General features: G+C 73.4%; 17 protein-coding genes and 1 riboswitch. Of the genes, 16 read left to right on the forward strand and 1 reads right to left on the reverse strand.

Features of this window, described 5'->3' with window-relative positions; all coding sequences use genetic code 11:
• Nucleotides 1-36 precede the first annotated feature (36 nt).
• The 9 genes from lepB (IHE55_RS21715) to IHE55_RS21755 all read left to right on the forward strand — a co-directional run bounded on the left by lepB (IHE55_RS21715) (nt 37) and on the right by IHE55_RS21755 (nt 8,747).
• Entirely contained in the window at nt 37-1,146 is a 1,110-nt protein-coding gene (lepB, locus tag IHE55_RS21715; protein ID WP_232266656.1) for a signal peptidase I, read from the forward strand.
• A 116-nt stretch (nt 1,147-1,262) separates the two neighbouring features.
• Entirely contained in the window at nt 1,263-2,027 is a 765-nt protein-coding gene (gene lepB / locus IHE55_RS21720) for a signal peptidase I (protein ID WP_197990550.1), read from the forward strand.
• Nucleotides 2,020-2,511 carry an NUDIX hydrolase gene (locus tag IHE55_RS21725; RefSeq protein WP_197990551.1) on the forward strand — a complete coding sequence of 164 codons (492 nt, stop codon included), beginning with the start codon at nt 2,020-2,022 and terminating at the stop codon, nt 2,509-2,511. The genes lepB (IHE55_RS21720) and IHE55_RS21725 overlap by 8 nt, the downstream gene beginning before the upstream one ends.
• A gap of 39 nt (nt 2,512-2,550) precedes the next feature.
• Nucleotides 2,551-2,859, forward strand: a complete 309-nt coding sequence (locus IHE55_RS21730) for a DUF2469 domain-containing protein (RefSeq protein ID WP_009714730.1) — start codon at nt 2,551-2,553, stop codon at nt 2,857-2,859.
• 858 nt (nt 2,860-3,717) lie between these two features.
• Nucleotides 3,718-4,095 carry a YraN family protein gene (locus tag IHE55_RS21735; protein ID WP_197992156.1) on the forward strand — a complete coding sequence of 126 codons (378 nt, stop codon included), beginning with the start codon at nt 3,718-3,720 and terminating at the stop codon, nt 4,093-4,095.
• Nucleotides 4,095-5,705: a YifB family Mg chelatase-like AAA ATPase gene (locus IHE55_RS21740; RefSeq protein WP_197990552.1), complete on the forward strand. Its 1,611-nt coding sequence runs from the start codon at nt 4,095-4,097 to the stop codon at nt 5,703-5,705. The genes IHE55_RS21735 and IHE55_RS21740 overlap by 1 nt, the downstream gene beginning before the upstream one ends.
• Before the next feature lie 489 nt (nt 5,706-6,194).
• Entirely contained in the window at nt 6,195-7,100 is a 906-nt protein-coding gene (gene dprA / locus IHE55_RS21745; protein WP_307826770.1) for a DNA-processing protein DprA, read from the forward strand.
• Between the two features lie 174 nt (nt 7,101-7,274).
• The gene (gene whiG, locus IHE55_RS21750; RefSeq protein WP_197990553.1) at nt 7,275-8,114 is read left to right on the forward strand and encodes an RNA polymerase sigma factor WhiG; all 840 of its coding nucleotides are present in this window, start codon (nt 7,275-7,277) and stop codon (nt 8,112-8,114) included.
• A gap of 93 nt (nt 8,115-8,207) precedes the next feature.
• On the forward strand, nt 8,208-8,747 hold the full coding sequence (locus tag IHE55_RS21755) for a TetR/AcrR family transcriptional regulator (protein ID WP_197992158.1): 540 nt from the start codon (nt 8,208-8,210) through the stop codon (nt 8,745-8,747).
• Nucleotides 8,748-9,927: 1,180 nt separating this feature from the next.
• On the opposite strand, the gene IHE55_RS31610 is transcribed toward IHE55_RS21755, so the two are convergent.
• Entirely contained in the window at nt 9,928-10,389 is a 462-nt protein-coding gene (locus IHE55_RS31610; RefSeq protein ID WP_372442709.1) for a M23 family metallopeptidase, read from the reverse strand.
• A 1,076-nt stretch (nt 10,390-11,465) separates the two neighbouring features.
• Between IHE55_RS31610 and rpsB the strand changes: the two genes are divergently transcribed.
• The 7 genes from rpsB (at nt 11,466) to IHE55_RS21795 (ending at nt 18,822) form a co-directional block, all read left to right on the forward strand.
• The gene (gene rpsB / locus IHE55_RS21765) at nt 11,466-12,356 is read left to right on the forward strand and encodes a 30S ribosomal protein S2 (protein ID WP_197990554.1); all 891 of its coding nucleotides are present in this window, start codon (nt 11,466-11,468) and stop codon (nt 12,354-12,356) included.
• 108 nt (nt 12,357-12,464) lie between these two features.
• A complete protein-coding gene (tsf, locus tag IHE55_RS21770; protein WP_197990555.1) occupies nt 12,465-13,301 on the forward strand; it encodes a translation elongation factor Ts in 837 nt (278 codons plus the stop codon).
• A 171-nt stretch (nt 13,302-13,472) separates the two neighbouring features.
• Nucleotides 13,473-14,252: a UMP kinase gene (gene pyrH / locus IHE55_RS21775; RefSeq protein WP_197990556.1), complete on the forward strand. Its 780-nt coding sequence runs from the start codon at nt 13,473-13,475 to the stop codon at nt 14,250-14,252.
• A gap of 128 nt (nt 14,253-14,380) precedes the next feature.
• Nucleotides 14,381-14,938, forward strand: coding sequence for a ribosome recycling factor (gene frr, locus IHE55_RS21780; protein WP_197990557.1), 558 nt, complete (start codon nt 14,381-14,383; stop codon nt 14,936-14,938).
• Complete coding sequence (locus tag IHE55_RS21785; protein ID WP_197990558.1) at nt 14,938-16,089, forward strand: phosphatidate cytidylyltransferase; 1,152 nt, start codon at nt 14,938-14,940, stop codon at nt 16,087-16,089. The genes frr and IHE55_RS21785 overlap by 1 nt, the downstream gene beginning before the upstream one ends.
• 165 nt (nt 16,090-16,254) lie before the next feature.
• Complete coding sequence (gene rlmN, locus IHE55_RS21790) at nt 16,255-17,367, forward strand: dual-specificity RNA methyltransferase RlmN (RefSeq protein WP_197990559.1); 1,113 nt, start codon at nt 16,255-16,257, stop codon at nt 17,365-17,367.
• A 278-nt stretch (nt 17,368-17,645) separates the two neighbouring features.
• Nucleotides 17,646-17,750, forward strand: a riboswitch (TPP riboswitch).
• Nucleotides 17,746-18,822 carry a thiamine ABC transporter substrate-binding protein gene (locus tag IHE55_RS21795; RefSeq protein WP_197990560.1) on the forward strand — a complete coding sequence of 359 codons (1,077 nt, stop codon included), beginning with the start codon at nt 17,746-17,748 and terminating at the stop codon, nt 18,820-18,822. It overlaps the preceding riboswitch by 5 nt.
• Nucleotides 18,823-18,875 lie beyond the last annotated feature (53 nt).

Genomic DNA, 18,875 nt, shown 5'->3' on the forward strand with positions numbered 1-18,875 from the left:
GGCGGCTCAGCGGCGTGAGGAGTGGATGTGGGGGATTTGGCGGTCGGCGCGCGTTCCGGTCACGGCGAATCCGAGGACCGGCCCAGGGTGACGGGAGGGACGCCGGACCAGGCGTCCGGGCCCGGGCCGTCCCCGGCCGGGCCGGACGACCGGGCCCAGGCGCCGGGGGCCGAGACCCCGTCGGAGCCTGCGGACGGGACCGCTGCCCCGGGACCCGGTGGCGCGGGATCCGGTGGCGCGGTCCCCGCCCCGGGGTCCGAGGGCGCGGTCCCGCCCCCCGGGCCCGGTGGCGCGGCCTCCGTGCCGGACGGCCGGGACGGCACCGGTGACGACGGCCCGGGACCGGACGACGACGAGGACAAGCCGGGGAAGAAGCCCCGCTCCTTCTGGAAGGAGCTGCCCCTGCTGATCGGCATCGCCCTGCTGCTCGCGCTGCTGATCAAGACCTTCCTGGTGCAGGCGTTCTCCATCCCCTCCGACTCGATGAACAACACCCTCCAGCGCGGCGACCGGGTGCTGGTGGACAAGCTCACCCCCTGGTTCGGTGCCGAGCCCGAACGCGGCGAGGTGGTCGTCTTCCACGACCCGGGCGGCTGGCTCGACGAGGCGCCGGAGAACGACTCCGGCCCGGTGATGGAAGGCATCCAGAAAGCCCTGAGCTTCATCGGCCTGATGCCGTCCGCCGAGGAGAAGGACCTGATCAAGCGGGTCATCGCGGTCGGCGGCGACACCGTGGAGTGCCGCAAGGGCGGCCCCGTCAAGGTCAACGGCAAGGCCCTGGACGAGCCGTACATCCAGCGTGGCGACACCCCCTGCGACGACCAGCCGTTCGGCCCCGTCAAGATCCCCGAGGGCCGGCTGTGGGTGATGGGCGACAACCGGGACGACTCCCTCGACTCCCGCTACCACCAGACCCTGGACAAGGGCACCGTGCCGGTCGACGACGTGGTCGGCCGCGCCATCGTGGTCGCCTGGCCGATCGACCGCTGGTCCACCCTGCCGGTCCCGGACACCTTCGACCAGCCGGGGCTGAGTGCCGCGGCGGCGGTCGCCCCCTCCGCCCTGGGCCTGGCGGGCGCGCTCCCGATCGTGCTGTGGCGCCGCCGCAGGCTGATCGCGAAGGCCACCGCGGACCAGGAGAGCTGACGCATCCGCGTACCGCCGGGTAGGGTGCGATGCCGTGCCCGGCGGGCACACGGCACCGGAACCTTGCCTGCAAGATCTCCGGTCGGCATCTTCCCTCGTGAGGCGGGAGCACTGGGATGGGCGGAGCGCGACGCGACGGCGACCGTCGCGGCGGAGCGGGCGGAAGACTGTCCGGAATCGCCGTGGCGGTCGGCTGCGTGCTCTTCCTCGGCGGCTTCGTCTGGGCCGCCGTGCTCTACCAGCCCTACGCCGTCCCCACCAACTCGATGGAGCCCACCGTCGAGCGCGGCTCCCGGGTCCTGGCCGAGCGAATAGACGGCGACGAGGTCCGCCGCGGCGACGTCGTGGTCTTCCAGGACAAGGCATGGGGCGACCTGCCGATGGTCAAGCGGGTCGTCGGGGTGGGTGGCGACACCGTCGCCTGCTGTGACCGGGACGGCCGGCTGACGATCAACGGCACCCCCGTCGAAGAACCGTATCTGCGGCTGGGGCGCGGCGCCCCCGCCTCGCCCACCGAGTTCAGCGCCACCGTGCCGGACGGCAAGCTCTTCCTCCTCGGCGACCACCGCAACGACTCGCTGGACTCCCGGGAACACCTCACCGACCAGAGCAACGGCACCGTGGACCGCGCGGCGGTCGAGGCCCGGGTGGACGCCACCGCCTGGCCGCTGGGCAGCCTCGGCATGCTCGACCGGCCCTCCGGGTTCGACCCCCTGCCCGGCGGCACCTCGGAGCCGGGACCGCTGCGCCCGCTGACCCTCGCGGTGGCCGCCGGAGCGGTACTCATCCTCGTCGGCGCCGCCTGGACGCCCGTCGCCCGCCTGCTGGCGCGGCGGCGCGGCGGGCGGCCGGAGCGCACCACGGAGGTCGTCGGTGGCTGATCCCGAGCTGCGGAAGGTCGCCCGCGTGGTCCTGCTCGACCCGAATGACCGGATCCTGCTGATGCACGGCTACGAACCCGACGATCCCGCGGACAGCTGGTGGTTCACCCCCGGCGGCGGACTGGAGGCCGGCGAGACCCGCGAGCAGGCCGCCCGCCGCGAACTGGCCGAGGAGACCGGGATCACCGATGTCGCCCTCGGGCCGGTGCTGTGGCGCCGGACCTGCTCCTTTCCCTTCGCCGGACGGCGCTGGAACCAGGACGAGTGGTACTTCCTGGGGCGGACCCGGCACACCGCGACCCGCCCGGCGGCGCTCACCGAGCTGGAACAGCGCAGCGTGACCGGTTCCCGCTGGTGGACCTGTGAAGAACTGGCCGCCACTCATGAGACGGTGTACCCGACCAGGCTCGCCGCCCTGCTGCGCACCCTGCTGGCGGAAGGCCCACCGGTCACCCCGGTTGTCCTGGAGACCGAGCGTGTCTGACGCACAATGGGGGGACGCACGGCTGAAGGGGAACATGCCATGAGCGCCGAGGACCTCGAAAAGTACGAGACCGAGATGGAGCTGAAGCTCTACCGGGAGTACCGCGACGTCGTCGGGCTCTTCAAATATGTGATCGAGACCGAGCGGCGGTTCTACCTCACCAACGACTACGAGATGCAGGTGCACTCGGTCCAGGGCGAGGTGTTCTTCGAGGTCTCGATGGCCGACGCCTGGGTGTGGGACATGTACCGGCCGGCCCGCTTCGTCAAACAGGTGCGCGTGCTCACCTTCAAGGACGTGAACATCGAGGAACTCAACAAGAGCGACCTCGACCTTCCGGGTGGCTGAGTTATCCACAAGCGGCGGGTTGTCCACCGGAACCGAGCAAGATCCCCGGGGACGGGCGGGACCCGTCACAGTCGGTGCCGGAGGTGGTACCGATGCCGCAGCTCTTCCCGCCCGCCGCCCTGCCCCGCTCCGCCGACCGGGCTCCCGGCCCGTCAGGCGCCTCTGCCGCCGCCGGGTGGGTCCTTGCCACGGCCGGGTCGGTCACTGGCCCCGCCGGATAGGGGCAGCTCTTCGCCGGGCGGGTCCCTGACACACCGCCGGGTGGGGCCCCGGCTCCGCCGGGCAGTGCCTGGCCTCGCCGGGTGAGGGCAGCTCTTCGCCGGGTGGAGCAGGGGCCCTGCCGAATCTCTGTTCTCGTCGGCAGGTTCCCGTCACGGCCGGCGGAAGCGCCGTTACGACCGACGGCGACCGCGAGCCGGACCGCCCGGCCCCGGGCCGTGGACCAGGCCCGTATTGCCCGCCGGGCGGGCTGCCGCATCGGACGGATCCGCCCTCCCGCCCCGCGGCCGGGAATCCGCCCGCCGGGCCCCAGTCCCCTCGGCCGGTCCGCCGGCCCCGCCCGGCGGACCACCGCCTCCGGCCGATCAGACGCCGTCCTCTCCGGCCACGACCCGGAGCCGCCGGGCGGACTGCCGCTCCCTGCGGCCGGCACTCCGGCCGCATCAGCCAACTGCCCGGTGCCACACGGGACCACATGACCCCTCGGACGGGCCGCCGGTCCCGGAGACCAGTACTCGGACCGCGTGCTCCACGCCGCCGGGGACGCCCGCCGGGCCGTCCACCCCACCCCCGGCGGCACCGGACCACTCCGCCCCCGGGCAGCTACGGCACGCCCGGCCGGTCACCGAGCGGCTGCCCCTGCCGCCGCCCCGGCCCGGTTCGGCACGCCAGGCGCTGGGCCGCTACGGCGAACGGCTGGCCGCCCGTACCCTGACCGAAGCCGGCATGACCGTCCTGGCCCGGAACTGGCGGTGCCGCGCCGGAGAGATCGACATCCTCGCCCGTGACGGGGACACGCTGGTGGTCTGCGAGGTCAAGACCCGCCGGGCCAGCCCCTTCGAACACCCGCTCGCCGCCGTCACCACACGCAAGACCCAGCGGTTGCGCGGCCTCGCCGAACGCTGGCTGGCCTGCCAGGAGACCCCGCCGCCCGGCGGGGTGCGCATCGACGTGGTCGCGGTGGTGCTGCCGGCCCGTGGCGCGCCGCTGGTGGAGCACGTACGGGGGGTGGCGTGATGGCCTTCGCCCGCACCTGCTCGGTGGCCCTGGTCGGCGTGGAGGGCGTGGTGGTCGAGGTCCAGGCCGACCTGGAGCCGGGCGTCGCCGCCTTCACCCTCGTCGGCCTGCCCGACAAGAGCCTGGTCGAGAGCCGCGACCGGGTCCGCGCGGCAGTCGTCAACTCCGGCGCCGAGTGGCCGCAGCGGAAGCTCACCGTAGGGCTCAGCCCGGCCTCGGTCCCCAAGGGCGGCAGCGGATTCGACCTCGCCGTGGCCTGCGCGGTCCTCGGCGCCGCAGAGCTCATCGACCCCCGTGAGCTCGCCCACCTGATGATGATCGGCGAACTGGGGCTGGACGGCCGGGTCCGCCCGGTCCGAGGCGTGCTGCCCGCCGTCCTGGCCGCCGCCGAGGCCGGCTACCGGCAGGTCGTCGTCCCCGAGCAGACGGCCGCCGAGGCGGCACTGGTCCCCGGGGTCTCCGTCCTCGGCGTACGGAGCCTCAGGCAGCTCATCGCGGTGCTTACCGACGGCCCGGTACCCGAGGAGGAGCCCGTGGAGGACGGCGCGCCGGACGCCATGCTCGCCGGACTCCTGGTGCCGGGAGCGGGCACGGGCACGCTGGCCGGTTCCGGCCCACCCGCCCGGAAACCCGACATGGCCGAGGTCGCCGGACAGCGCGCCGCACGGATGGCGCTGGAGGTCGCCGCGGCCGGGGCCCACCATCTGCTCTTCATGGGGCCGCCGGGCGCGGGCAAGACGATGCTCGCCGAACGGCTGCCCGGGCTGCTGCCGCCCCTGACCCCCAAGGAAGCGCTGGAGGTCACCGCGGTCCACTCGGTCGCCGGGGTGCTGCCGCCGGGCAAACCGCTCATCGACACCCCGCCGTACTGCGCCCCGCACCACTCGGCGACCATGGCCGCGCTGGTCGGCGGCGGTAACGGCCAGCCCCGCCCCGGCGCGGTCTCCCTCGCCCACCGCGGGGTGCTCTTCCTCGACGAAGCCCCCGAATTCAGCGTGCGGGCCCTGGACGCGCTGCGCCAGCCGCTGGAGTCCGGCCAGGTGCTGATCGCCCGGGCCGCCGGCATGATGCGGATGCCCGCCCGCTTCCTGCTGCTGCTCGCCGCCAACCCCTGCCCCTGCGGCCGGCACAACCGACTGGGTGGGGGATGCGAATGCACCCCCACGGCCATCCGCCGCTACCAGAGCCGGCTGTCGGGCCCCCTGCTGGACCGTATCGACCTGCGGGTCCACGTCTCCCCGGTGTCCCGCGCCGAGCTCATCGCCCCGCGCGGCGCGGCGGAGAGCAGCGAGACCATCGCGGCCCGGGTGCGCGAGGCCAGGGAGCGCGCCCGGGGCAGACTCGCCGGCACACCCTGGACGGTCAACAGCGAGGTGCCCGGACACGAGCTGCGCACCCGCTGGTACCCCGAGCCCGGGGCGCTCCGCGAGGCCGAGAAGGACATGGAGTGCGGACTGCTCACCGCACGGGGCCTGGACCGGGTGCTGCGGGTCGCCTGGACCATCGCCGACCTGGCCGGCCACGACCGGCCCACCGCCGACGACGTGGCCCAGGCCCTCCACCTGCGGACCGGGGTCGCCCGGAGGCTCTCGGCGGGGGTGGGGAGGTGAAGCGCCAGGACCAGCCGGTCGGCGGGCCCGCCGCCAGAGCGGGCCGCCACGGAGCGGGCGGCCGGTCGTGCGCCGGGGAGACGCGGCGGGCGACGGCCCCAGACGGCGGGGGCAGCGGTACCACCGGCGGCGGACCCGGCCCCGGTCCCGCCCGGACGGCGCGGCGCCTCGCCCGGCGGCCGCGGACCCGCACCGGGCCCCTGCGGACGCTCCCGGGGCGGCGGGGAGGAGGTCACACCGGCGGGGGCGTGAGCCGGGGCGAGCGGCTGGCACGCGCCGCCCTGACCCGCCTGGTGGAAGCCGGGGGACGAGACCGTCGGCAGGTGGCTGCGGGAACTCGGCCCGGAGCAGCTGTACCGGGCGCTGACCGGAGCATCGGCGCCACCACCGCGCGCCTCCCGCGAGCGGCTCGCCGGATACGCACTGCGCGCCGAGCGGCTGGACCCGGCCGGCGACCTCGCCACCGTCGCCCGGCTCGGCGGGCGGTTCGTGTGCCCGGGCGACCTGGACTGGCCCCGGCAGCTGGACGACCTCGCCGACGCCCGGCCGATCGGGCTGTGGGTGCGCGGATCGGCGTCACTACGGCTGTGGGCGCTGCGGTCCGTCGCCCTGGTGGGCGCCCGGGCCTGTTCGGACTACGGCACCCACATGGCGTCCGTCCTCGGCGCCGGACTCGCAGAGCGCGGCTGGGCCGTGGTCTCGGGGGCCGCCCACGGGGTGGACGCCGCCGCCCACCGCGGCGCCCTCGCCGCCGGGGGCGCGACCGTCGCCGTGCTCGCCTCGGGCGTGGACGTGGCCTACCCGCGCGCCCACACGGTGCTGATCGAGCGGATGGCGCAACAGGGGATCCTGGTCGCGGAGTTGCCGCCCGGCAGCCATCCCACCCGCTCCCGGTTCGTGCAGCGGAACCGGGTGATCGCCGCCCTCACCCGGGGGACCGTCGTCGTGGAGGCCCAGTACCGCAGCGGTTCACTGGTCACCGCCCGGCGGGCACTGGCCCTGGGACGTGCCGTCATGGGGGTCCCCGGCCCGGTGACCAGCGGCCTCTCGGCGGGGGTCCACGAACTGCTCCGGGGCGAGGGAGTCCTGGTGACCGACGCGGCCGAAGTGGCCGAAATGATCGGTGGCATCGGAGAGCTCGCACCGGAGCGCCGAGGCCCCCTCCTGGCACGTGACGCGCTCCCTCCCGTGACGGCACGCGTACTGGACGCGTTGTCGGCACAGGGCGGCAGCGAAGCGCGGGAGGTGGCGAGGAACGCCGGGACCAGCCCCGACGAGGCGATGCGGCGACTCCACGAGCTGCTCGCCCTGGGATTCGTCGAACGGATGGGCGACAACTGGCGGTTGACGCCCGGTGGTGACAGGAACGCCGTCGTACGGCGAGGCGATCCATAGATTTGGGGCAATCGGGTGAAAGGGTTGAGATGATGACGGAAACCGCGCACCACCGGATGTCCAGGTCCCGCTCGCCGCACCGCCTGCGGCACACCGTCGCCGCCAGGCGGCCCACCGGAGCGGGTCCGCTCATCCCTCTCACCCCCCTCACAGCAGAACGGCTCAAGGCGACGAATGCCCCAGCACACCTCCGGGTCTGACCGCACGGCAGTGACCGGCGCCCCCGACGCCGGAACGGCACGCCCCGCCGCGCCTTCCTCGCTCGACGAGCTGTGGCGGTCCTACAAGAACACGGGCGACGAACGGCTGCGGGAGCAGCTGATCCTGCACTACTCGCCCCTGGTCAAGTACGTCGCCGGCCGGGTCAGCGTGGGGCTGCCCTCCAACGTCGAGCAGGCGGACTTCGTGTCCTCGGGAGTGTTCGGCCTCATCGACGCCATCGAGAAGTTCGAGCCGGAGCGGGCCGTCAAGTTCGAGACCTACGCCATCACCCGGATCCGCGGCGCCATGATCGACGAGCTGCGGGCCCTGGACTGGATCCCCCGCTCGGTCCGGCAGAAGGCCCGCGAGGTGGAGCGGGCGTACGCCACCTTGGAGGCGGCGCTGCGCAGGACCCCCACGGAGGCCGAGGTGGCCGCCGAGATGAACATCGCACTGGAAGAACTGCACGGTGTTTTCAGCCAGTTGTCACTCGCCAACGTGGTGGCCCTGGAAGAGCTGCTGCACGTCGGCGGTGAGAACGGCGAGCGGCTGAGCCTGATGGACACCCTGGAGGACACCGCCGCCGACAACCCCGTCGAGGTGGCCGAGGACCGGGAGCTGCGCAGGCTGCTCGCCCGGGCGATCAACACGCTCCCGGAGCGTGAGAAGACCGTCGTCACCCTGTACTACTACGAGGGCCTCACCCTCGCGGAGATCGGCCAGGTGCTGGGCGTCACCGAGAGCCGGGTCAGCCAGATCCACACCAAGTCCGTCCTCCAGCTCCGCGCGAAACTGGCCGACGTCGCACGCTGAATCGTGCCTCCGGCATCGCCTCACGGGCACCCCCTTTCGTACAGTGGGCAGGTGCCCAGGATTCGAGCGGCCTCAGTGGCCGAGCACCGGACGATGCAGCGCGGCGCCCTGCTGGACGCCGCGCGAGCCCTGCTGTCCGAGGGCGGTACGGAGGCGCTGACCTTCCCCGCCCTCGCCGCGCGCACCGGCCTCGCACGGTCCTCCGTCTACGAGTACTTCCGTTCCCGGGCGGCCGTCGTCGAAGAACTCTGCGCCGTCGATTTCCCCGTCTGGGCCGCCGAGGTCGAAGCCGCCATGGAGCGGGCCGACACGCCCGCGGCGAAGGTCGAGGCGTATGTACGGCAGCAGCTCGCCCTCGTCGGCGACCGCCGGCACCGGGCCGTGGTGGCGATCTCCGCCGGCGAGCTGGACGCCGGCGCGCGGGAGAAGATCCGCGCCGCGCACGGCGGCCTGATCGCCATGGTCGTCGAAGCGCTCGGCCAGCTGGGCCACGAGCAGCCCCGACTCGCCGCCGTCCTGCTCCAGGGCGTGGTGGACGCCGCGGTGCGCCGGATCGAACTCGGCGCCGCGGAGGACCCGCAGGAGATCACCGAAGCGGCCGTGGCCATGGCCCTGCGCGGCGTCAGCGGCTGACCCGCCGTACGCGGTACCGCGCGGCGCCACCATGCGGCGCCCACCACGCGGTACCGGGAGCTCCCGCCCGGCCGCCCCAGTCGCCGGCCCCGCGCCCGGGCCCGCACCGGTCGGCGGTCAGCCGGGCCCGTCCCGCCCGGCCCGGGCTGTTCGCGGTGGCAGCCGTCCCTTCCGGCCGCAGCGCCTCCGTCGGCTCGACCCCAGTCAAGGGGCCTCCCGAGCGCGACCCAGGACGGACCTCCAGCCGGGCCGGCTCGGGGCGAAGCGCCTCTCGGTCGCTGTCGGCCGTAGTGGTCCAGCCGGCCCCGGCCGTAGCGGCCCGGGATGGCCCCCTGAGTCCCGGTGGCCACTCAAGATCCGGGATCGCTTCGGGCGGCCAGCATGCAACCGACCGGGCCCGCGAGGTGCGCCGAACGACCGGGCCTGCGAGAAGCACCGAGATGCCGGGCGGAGAGCCGCCCGGCATCGAAAGCCGGCGCCGCTGCTTCGTACCGGGTGGCGCCGTGATCACCGGGGCGACCCGATTTTCGAGGCAGAATGCGCGTCTTCGGGCCCCCCTCCCCCCCCGCCCCCCCACCCCTCCCCTCCTCCCCGTCCCATCCCGACCCGCGAGCTTGTCCTGGGGAACCCGTCGTGGGTGCGACGTCTCCGGCGTGTGGAGTGTCGCCTCGCACGCCGGGCGCGCGTACGGACGGTGCGCCGGTCCCGGTCGACGGCAGGTCCGGGTTCATGGGTGCCCCTGCGTGAGCCTTTCGGTGTGCCGCCGTCCTCGCCTGACAGGCGTCCGCCGACCCGTCGGTTGTTCTGTGCCGGCCGCTGATGCCGGGCAGGTCGTGTCCGGCGGCCCTCCCGGGCTGGTATCTCCGTCGTCTCTGTGACGGACCCGCCTGGTCCGGGTGGTCCGGTACGCCGGGGCATCCCCGCTCGCGAGGTCATCGGTGGCGTGGCGGGCGCACCGGAAGCCTGAGTGCCGGGAGGCGTGACCGCGGCGAACGGTGTCGGTGGCAGCGCCCGGGTGGTGAGGCTGTGCCCGGTGGCATCCGGGCGTCGTGGCGGGCTCGTGGCCCGGGGCGGCCGTGGGGCCCTCGACCGGTTCGTACCGCGCACTGCCGGGTGCGCCCGCGCCGCGGAAGCCGCTCAGCCGTGGCCGTACGGGGACGCCCGGCCGGAGGCCCCCGGGTCACGGGCCGTCGCCCTCCGGTTCCGGGATGCCGAAGACCGGCAGCAGGCGGGAGGGTCCGCCACGGAGCATCCACGGCGGCAGCAGGGACAGCGGATCCAGGTAGTGGTCCGCGCGCAGCAGCCCCCAGTGCAGACAGCCCACCGGACAGTGGGACGGGCCCGGTGCCATCACCCCCACCACCTGGCCGGCGGACACCCGGTCTCCTTTCCGGACCGACGCCCGGACCGGTTCGTAGGTCGTCCGCAGGGGGCAGCTGCCGGTCCCGTCCAGCTCGATCGAGAGCACTCCGCGCCCGGCCACCGCGCCGGTGAAGACCACCCGGCCGCCCGCCGCGGCTCGCACCGGCTGCCCGGGACGCGCGGCCAGGTCCACACCCCGGTGCCCGGCCGCCCACGGCTGGGGCGGTGGCTCCCAGCCCCTCACCACCACCGGCCGGCCGGCGCCGGTCCTGCCCGTCACCGGCCATGCCGGTTCCCGAGCCGTGCCCGGCACCGCGGGCGCGGCGCCCCCGGCCGGCGGCGGGCAGCCGGCCCGTCCCGGTCGGCCGGTCTCCTCGGCACCGGCACCGGCGCCGGCATCGAGGAGCGTGGCCCGGTTCGCCGCCGGTGCGGCCGCGGGTTCCGGCCCGCGCGGAGCCTGCGGTGCGCCGAGGACCGTCGGCCCGAACGCCAGCAGTGCCGCGGGCACCACCAGCGCCGCACATCTCCCCGCCGCGACGGTGGCGGGGCGGACGCCGGTACGGAAGACACCGGTGCGGCGGACACCCGTGCGGGGCACGCCGGTGCGGAGGGCGCGGGTGGGGGCACACCCGGGTGCAGGCGCCGGCCGTGCGCCGCCGCCCCGCCGTGCTCCCGGGGCGCCTCCGCGCGCCTCCGGCGGCACACGCCTGCGGCCCCTCCCCGACGGCCCCGGCGGAGGCTCCCGACCCGTTCCCGGGACGTCCCCGCACCCGGGCTCCGGAACGGCCAGAGGATCGGGCACGCCTCCGGTCTCCGGTGCGGGCCTCCGCCGCTGTCCCGGCCCGGGGGCCCGCACCGTTCCCGGTGCGTCCCCGCGCCCCGCTCCCGGCCCACCCGGGCGGTCCGGGGCCGGGCTGTGGCCGGGGTGCGGAGCCTCACCGGGCCCCTCGCCCACCACCGGCCCGGACCGGGGTGGCGGGCCGGAGCGCCAAGAGGGACCCGGTGGTCGCCGGGGCGGGCCATGTCGTCGCGTTCTGTTCGGTCGCATGGAGGTAGGGTGACGGAGGGTGACGACACGCGGGGATCTTGCCCCGATTCTGTGGACTACTCCCGGGTTGTGGACAACGCCGTCACCCGGTGCCGTACCCGTCCCGTACACTTCTGGTGGCGACCCGGGCCACCGGGTCGAACTTCGCACGCCCCGTCACCGTCGCATCAGCCGGTCAGGCAGCACGGTGGTCGCGTCCCTCGGTCCTCGGCAGGTCCCTCATCGGCTCTCCGCGGCAGGCGCGCCGGGGCGTCAGGAGCGGCGGCCGGCCGGCCGCCGTGGAACCGAGTACCTCAAGGAGTACGGCCATGGCCGTCGTGACGATGCGGGAGCTGCTGGAGAGCGGCGTCCACTTCGGGCACCAGACCCGCCGCTGGAACCCGAAGATGAAGCGCTTCATCTTCACCGAGCGCAACGGCATCTACATCATCGACCTGCTCCAGTCGCTGTCGTACATCGACCGCGCCTACGAGTTCGTCAAGGAGACCGTCGCGCACGGCGGCTCCATCATGTTCGTCGGCACCAAGAAGCAGGCGCAGGAGGCGATCGCCGAGCAGGCGACCCGCGTCGGCATGCCGTACGTCAACCAGCGCTGGCTGGGTGGCATGCTCACCAACTTCTCGACGGTCTACAAGCGCCTCCAGCGCCTGAAGGAGCTTGAGCAGATCGACTTCGAGGACGTGGCCGCCTCCGGCCTCACCAAGAAGGAGCTCCTGGTCCTCTCGCGTGAGAAGGCCAAGCTGGAGAAGACCCTCGGCGGTATCCGCGAGATGCAGAAGGTGCCCAGCGCCGTCTGGATCGTGGACACCAAGAAGGAGCACATCGCGGTCGGCGAGGCCCGCAAGCTCCGCATCCCGGTCGTCGCGATCCTCGACACCAACTGCGACCCGGACGAGGTCGACTACAAGATCCCGGGTAACGACGACGCGATCCGCTCCGTCACGCTGCTCACCCGCGTGATCGCCGACGCCGTCGCCGAGGGCCTCATCGCCCGCTCCGGCGTCGCCACCGAGGGCAAGGGCGAGAAGGCCGCCGGCGAGCCGCTGGCCGAGTGGGAGCGCGACCTGCTCGAAGGCGAGAAGAAGGCCGACGAGCCCGCCGCCGCCGAGGCCGAGAAGCCCGCCGAGGCCCCTGCTGCCGAGGCCCCGGCCGAGGCTCCCGCCGCCGAGGCTCCCGCCGCCGAGGCCGAGCAGGGCTGACGCCCCCAGCCTCGCGGTGCCGACGGCGGGGGCCCGGTGCCCCCGCCGTCGGCCCGTGGAGCATCGACTTCCGAGACTTCGAACTTTCGAGAAGAGATTTCACAGACCATGGCGAACTTCACCGCCGCTGACGTCAAGAAGCTCCGCGAGCTCACCGGCGCCGGCATGATGGACTGCAAGAAGGCGCTGGACGAGGCCGAGGGCAACGTCGAGAAGGCCGTCGAGCTGCTGCGCATCAAGGGCCAGAAGGGTGTGGCCAAGCGCGAGAGCCGGACCGCCGAGAACGGCGCCGTCGTCTCCCTCATCGCGGACGACAACAGCTCCGGCGTGCTGCTGGAGCTGAAGTGCGAGACCGACTTCGTCGCCAAGGGCGAGAAGTTCGTCTCCGTCGCCGAGGCCCTGGCCGCGCACGTCGCCAAGAGCACCCCGGCCGACCTGGACTCCCTGCTCGCCTCCGAGATCGAGGCCGGCAAGACCGTCCAGGCGTACGTGGACGAGGCCAACGCCACCCTGGGCGAGAAGATCGTCCTGGACCGCTTCGCCCAGTTCACCGACGGCTACGTCGCCGCGTACATGCACCGCACCAGCCCGGACCTGCCGCCCCAGGTCGGCGTCCTGGTCGAGCTGGACAAGGAGAACGCCGAGGTCGCCAAGGACGTCGCGCAGCACATCGCCGCCTTCGCCCCGAAGTACCTCTCGCGCGAGGACGTCCCCGCCGACGTCGTGGAGAACGAGCGCCGCGTCGCCGAGGCCACCGCCCGCGAGGAGGGCAAGCCCGAGGCCGCCCTGCCGAAGATCGTCGAGGGTCGCGTCAACGGGTTCTTCAAGGAGAACACGCTGCTGGCGCAGCCGTTCGCCAAGGACAACAAGAAGACCGTCGAGAAGGTGCTGGCCGAGGCCGGCGTCTCGCTGAAGCGTTTCGCGCGCATCCGCGTCGGCGCCTGAGTACGGCCGCCGTCAGCCCGCCAGGGCAGCGAGTGGCGTGCGGCCGCGCTAGGGTCGTAAACGCATAGCCGTCGACCGGTCGGCCGCAGATGTGACGAGGAGGCCATTGCCGCAGAGGTCCAGGACCCAACCGGCAGTGGCCTTCTTCGTATGTGCACGAGGAGATCTCCAATGAATCAGGGCGCGGACGCCAAACGAGCCGCCGACCACAAGACCGCCGACGGCGCCAGGGGCCGCAGGTTCCTGCTGAAGCTGTCCGGAGAGGCGTTCGCCGGCGGTGGCGGCCTCGGCGTCGACCCCGACGTGGTGCACGCCATCGCGCGCGAGGTCGCGGCCGTCGTCCGGGACGGTGCCGAGATCGCCATCGTCATCGGCGGCGGCAACTTCTTCCGCGGCGCCGAGCTGCAGCAGCGCGGCATGGACCGGGCCCGCTCCGACTACATGGGCATGCTCGGCACCGTCATGAACTGCCTCGCCCTCCAGGACTTCCTGGAGAAGGAGGGCATCGACTCCCGCGTCCAGACGGCCATCACCATGGGCCAGGTCGCGGAGCCCTACATCCCGCTGCGGGCGGTGCGCCACCTGGAGAAGGGCCGCGTCGTGATCTTCGGCGCCGGTATGGGCATGCCGTACTTCTCCACCGACACCACCGCCGCCCAGCGCGCCCTGGAGATCGACGCCGAGGCGCTGCTGATGGGCAAGAACGGGGTGGACGGGGTGTACGACTCCGACCCCAAGGCCAACCCGGACGCGGTCAAGTTCGACGCGCTGGAGTACGGCGAGGTGATCGCCCGCGACCTGAAGGTCGCCGACGCCACCGCGATCACCCTCTGCCGCGACAACAAGCTGCCGATCCTCGTCTTCGAGCTGCTCACCGAGGGCAATATCGCACGCGCGGTGAAGGGTGAGAAGATCGGCACGCTCGTGAGCGACCAGGGCACCCGGGTCTGACAGCCCGTTACGCGGCCCGCCGGAGAGCTCGTTACGGGGATGGACAACGCCCTGCCGGTCCTACACCGTGCAGGAGAAGACGCACGCAGGGGCGACGCTCTGCCTAGGGACAACACCAGGAGCAAGTGGTGATCGAAGAGATCCTCCTCGAAGCCGAGGAGAAGATGGAGAAGGCCGTCGTGGTCGCCAAGGAGGACTTCGCCGCGATCCGCACCGGGCGTGCGCACCCGGCGATGTTCAACAAGATCGTGGCGGAGTACTACGGCGCGATGACGCCGATCAACCAGCTGGCGTCCTTCTCGGTGCCCGAGCCGCGGATGGCCGTGGTCACCCCGTTCGACAAGAGCGCGCTGCGCAACATCGAGCAGGCGATCCGCGACTCCGACCTGGGCGTCAACCCCACCAACGACGGCAGCATCATCCGCGTGGTGTTCCCGGAGCTGACCGAGCAGCGCCGCAAGGAGTACATCAAGGTCGCCAAGGGCAAGGGCGAGGACGCCAAGATCTCCATCCGCAGCGTCCGCCGCAAGGCCAAGGAGTCGATCGACAAGCTCGTCAAGGACGGCGAGGTCGGCGAGGACGAGGGGCGCCGCGCCGAGAAGGAGCTCGACGACACCACGGCCAAGTACGTGACGCAGGTCGACGAGCTGCTCAAGCACAAGGAAGCCGAGCTGCTCGAAGTCTGATGAACGAGTCATCCTGGGGGGCCCCGCCTCGCGCCGGACACCGGGGCCCGACCGAACAGGCGCCTCCCCCCGGACACCATCGCCGGACACCGCCCGGCGGGTACCCCCAGGAGGCGCCCCCCGTCTCGGCGGGTCCCGTGCACACGGTGGCCGAAGCGGCGCAGACTCGCCCCATGCCCACCGTTTCCGACACAGGCGGGGACCAGGACGACCGCCACCGCAGGGCCGCCGACCCAGGGGCCGGCGGCCCCGGGGAACCGGCCGCACCCGGCAACGGGCCGGCCGACGGCCGGTCCGGTGCCGCCGCCGAGCCCCGGCCTCCCGCGCCCGCCAAGAAGAGCGCGGGCCGTGACCTGCGCGCCGCGATAGGGGTCGGCGTCGGGCTCGGCGCCGTCATCGTCGCGTCGCTCTTCGTCCACAAGGCGGTCTTCCTCGGCGTCATAGCGGTGGCCGTGGTGGTGGGGCTGTGGGAGCTGACCTCCCGGCTGGCCGAGCGCAAGGACATCAGCGTCCCGCTCCTCCCGCTCGCCGCCGGCGGCGTCGCCATGGTGGTCGCCGGCTACCTGCGCGGCGCCCAGGGCGCCTGGGTGGCGGTCGCGCTCACCGCCCTCGCGGTGCTGGTGTGGCGGATGACCGGGCCGCCGGAGAACTACCTGCGCGATGTGACGGCCGCCGTCTTCACCGCCTTCTACGTGCCCTTCCTCGCCACCTTCGTGGCCCTGATGCTCGCCGCCGACGACGGACCGCAGCGGGTCCTCACCTTCCTGCTGCTGACCGTGGTCAGCGACACCGGCGCCTACGCCGTCGGCTGGCGGTTCGGCAGGCACAGGCTCGCGCCGCGCATCAGCCCCGGCAAGACCCGCGAGGGGCTGCTGGGCGCGATCGCCTTCGCGATGGCCGCCGGCGCCCTGTGCGCGGAGTACGTCATCGACGACGGCGCCTGGTGGCAGGGGCTGCTCCTCGGGCTCGCGGTCGCCGTCAGCGCCACCCTCGGCGACCTGGGCGAATCCATGATCAAGCGGGACCTGGGCATCAAGGACATGGGCAAGCTGCTGCCCGGCCACGGCGGGATCATGGACCGGCTGGACTCGCTGCTGCCCACCGCGCCCGTGGTCTGGCTGCTGCTGGTGATCTTCGTCGGGCAGGGGTGAGCCGCACCCCCGGTACCCTGGAAGGGCCCGTCACGCATCCGTGGCGGGCCCTTCGCGTCCCCGCCGCCCCGGGGGCCGCCCCGTGAACCCGGGCCCCGCACCACGCCGGGCCGGCACGACAGCGGGGACCGCACCGCCCCCGTCGCCCTGAGGAGACCTTGAACCATGGCGCCGCCCGCTCCGGGAGAGCTCACCTTCGTCGCGCCGCGCGGCGCCAAGAAGCCCCCGCGCCACCTCGCCGACCTCGACCCCGCCCAGCGCCGGGAGGCCGTCGCCGCCATCGGCGAGAAGCCGTTCCGCGCCAAGCAGCTGTCCCAGCACTACTTCGCCCGCTACGCCCACGACCCCGCCCAGTGGACCGACATCCCGGCCGCCTCCCGCGAGAAGCTGGCGAGCGAACTGCTCCCCGACCTGATGAGCGTGGTCCGGCACATCTCCTGCGACGGCGACACCACCCGCAAGACGCTGTGGCGGCTGTTCGACGGCACCCTGGTGGAGTCGGTGCTGATGCGCTACCCCGACCGGGTCACCATGTGCATCAGCTCCCAGGCCGGCTGCGGCATGAACTGCCCGTTCTGCGCCACCGGCCAGGCCGGACTCGACCGCAACCTGTCCACCGCCGAGATCGTCCACCAGATCGTGGACGGCATGCGGGCGCTGCGGGACGGCGAGATCCCCGGCGGCCCGGCCCGGCTGAGCAACATCGTCTTCATGGGCATGGGCGAGCCGCTGGCCAACTACAACCGGGTCGTCGGCGCCATCCGCCGGCTCACCGACCCCGAGCCGGACGGCCTGGGCCTGTCCCAGCGCGGCATCACCGTCTCCACCGTCGGCCTGGTCCCGGCGATGCTGCGGTTCGCCGACGAGGGCTTCAAGTGCCGCCTCGCGGTCTCCCTGCACGCCCCCGACGACGAACTGCGCGACACCCTGGTGCCGGTCAACACCCGCTGGAAGGTCCGCGAGGTCCTCGACGCCGCCTGGGAGTACGCCGCCAGGTCCGGCCGCCGCGTCTCCATCGAGTACGCCCTGATCAGGGACATCAACGACCAGGCATGGCGCGGCGACCTGCTCGGCCGGCTGCTGAAGAACCGCCGGGTGCACGTCAACCTGATCCCGCTCAACCCCACCCCCGGCTCCAAGTGGACCGCCTCCCGGCCCGAGGACCAGCGGGCGTTCGTCGCCGCGCTGGAGACCCACGGGGTGCCGGTCACCGTCCGCGACACCCGCGGCCAGGAGATCGACGGCGCCTGCGGACAGCTGGCCGCCGCCGAACGCTGAGCCCGCGCCCGGCCGGCACCCACCCGGCACGGCCCGCCCGGCACGCCCGGCTCCACCCCGGGCGCACCCGGGGAGGCCGGACACCCTCGGCGAGGCCGTCCGCCCCGCCGGGGCGGCCCGGCGGGACCGGTCGGCGCACCTCAGGCGTCCGGCGCGGCGCCAGCCCGTGCCGGGCCCGCACCGGCCCGGTGGTTCCGGCCACCCCGGCTGATACGGTGCATTCGCACACACGCACAGCGATCCACCCGCACAGCCACACCACGCACAGCCACAAATGAACACTCCGACAGGGGAGCGCGTACAGCGCTGAGAGTGCGGCACGGCCGCAGACCCTCGGACCTGATCCGGGTCATACCGGCGTAGGGAGTCAGCCTCACCATGAACATCGGCCTTCGGCGTGCCCTCGGCACGGCCCTCCTCGGCGCGCTCGCCGCGGGCACCCTCACCGCCTGCGGCACCGACGACAGCGGCGGCGACCCGGACACCGTCACCCTCGTCACCCACTCGTCCTTCGCCATCTCCAAGGACGTCCAGCGCGAGTTCGAGAAGACCAGCGGCTACAAGCTCCGCGTCCTGGAGAACGGCGACGCCGGCGTGGCGGTCAACAAGGCCGTCCTCTCCAAGGGCAACCCGGAGGGCGACGTCTTCTTCGGGGTGGACAACACCCTGCTCTCCCGCGCCCTGGACAACGGCGTGTTCACCCCCTACGAGGCCAAGGGCCTGGACCGCATACCCCAGGACCTCCAGCTGGACCGCGGCAAGCACCGGGTCACCCCGGTCGACACCGGCGAGATCTGCGTCAACTACGACAAGAAGTACTTCGCCGACGCCAAGCTCGCCCCGCCGCGCACCTTCGCCGACCTGATCAAGCCCGCGTACAAGAACCTGCTGGTCACCCAGAACCCCGCCACCTCCTCGCCGGGGCTGGCGTTCCTGCTGGGCACCGCCGCCGAGTACGGCGACGACGGCTGGCAGGACTACTGGAAGAAGCTGCGGGACAACGGCGTCGAGGTCGTGGACGGCTGGGACCAGGCCTACAACGACCGCTTCTCCGGCTCCGCGGGCGGCAAGAAGGCCGGCGGCGACCGGCCGCTGGTCGTCTCCTACGCCTCCAGCCCGCCCGCCGAGGTCTTCTACGCCGACCCCCGGCCCAGCCGGGCCCCGACCGGCGTCGCCACCGGCACCTGCTTCCGGCAGACCGAGTTCGCCGGACTCCTCACCGGGGCGAAGAACGAGAAGGGCGGCAAGGCGCTGCTGGACTTCCTGATCGGCAAGCGGTTCCAGGAGGACGTGCCGCTCACCATGTTCGTCAACCCGGTGATCGACGACGCCCGGCTCCCCGAGGTGTTCACCGAGTTCGGCGCCCGGGTGGAGGACCCCCGGACCATGGCGCCCGAGAAGATCGCCAAGGTCCGTGAGCCGTGGGTCAAGACATGGTCCTCCCTGGTCCTGTAGAGCCCGGCACCCCGCCCCGGCATCGAGGAACCCCGCCGCCCGCCGCGCCGGTC

It is taken from the genome of Streptomyces pactum, assembly GCF_016031615.1.
In the GTDB taxonomy this organism is placed as follows: domain Bacteria; phylum Actinomycetota; class Actinomycetes; order Streptomycetales; family Streptomycetaceae; genus Streptomyces; species Streptomyces pactus.